Source organism: Arthrobacter sp. Y3223065, from assembly GCF_059090885.1.
In genome coordinates this window covers 1-660 of the sequence record NZ_JBNHGC010000015.1, presented here as the reverse complement: position 1 = coordinate 660, position 660 = coordinate 1, and the positions used below count along the sequence as shown (strand labels likewise).

Sequence of the window (660 nt, the reverse complement as noted above, 5' to 3'; positions counted from 1 at the left end):
CAAAGCTGACGACGTTGTCGCCCTTTCTTATCCACTCGGCGTCTTGTGCCCTCCCTGTCCGTGCCACGCCCCTCACAGAATGAGTAGGGAAAATCACAGCTCGGAACGGATAGCTAGAGCGCCTAGGATATCGCGCTCAAACTGTGTCGTTCATGGCCTTTAAGTGGAAAGCATGGAACACGATGTCGCTGACAGATGCGCAATTGACTGAGTTGTACGACAAGCAAGCCCTCCACGACAACCTGATGCTGTATGTGCGGGGCGCGGACCGGCACGACCGCGAGCTCATGCTGTCGACGTACTGGCCTGATTCGTTCGATGACCATGGTGCTTACGTAGGTGACGGCCCGGGCTGGGCCGATGCTGCCATGGCCTGGGAAGATCAGATCTACAGTTGCAGCCACCACGTCTCCAACGTTCTGTCCGAGATTGACGGCAACCGGGCCAAGCGCGAGAGCATGTTCATCTGCGTAGTTCCGTTCAAAGATCCAGAAGTCACGATGTTCCAAGCCGGCCGCTACCGCGATCTGTGCGAAAAGCGGGACGGCGTGTGGAAGATCCTTCACCGCACCTGCGTCTGGGACTGGATCGACGTCAGGCCGATCAACTCGGACTGGGACATCGTCAACGTACCTCGCGTCTCCCACTGGGGAGCCTGGC

Annotated in this window: 1 protein-coding gene; it reads left to right on the top strand. The window is 58.3% G+C overall.

Annotated features, from left to right (window positions below; all coding sequences use genetic code 11):
• Positions 1-182: 182 nt before the first annotated feature.
• Positions 183-660, top strand: a 478-nt coding sequence (locus tag AC5RUK_RS17400; RefSeq protein ID WP_494152987.1) for a nuclear transport factor 2 family protein, incomplete at its 3' end; no start/stop codon positions are given.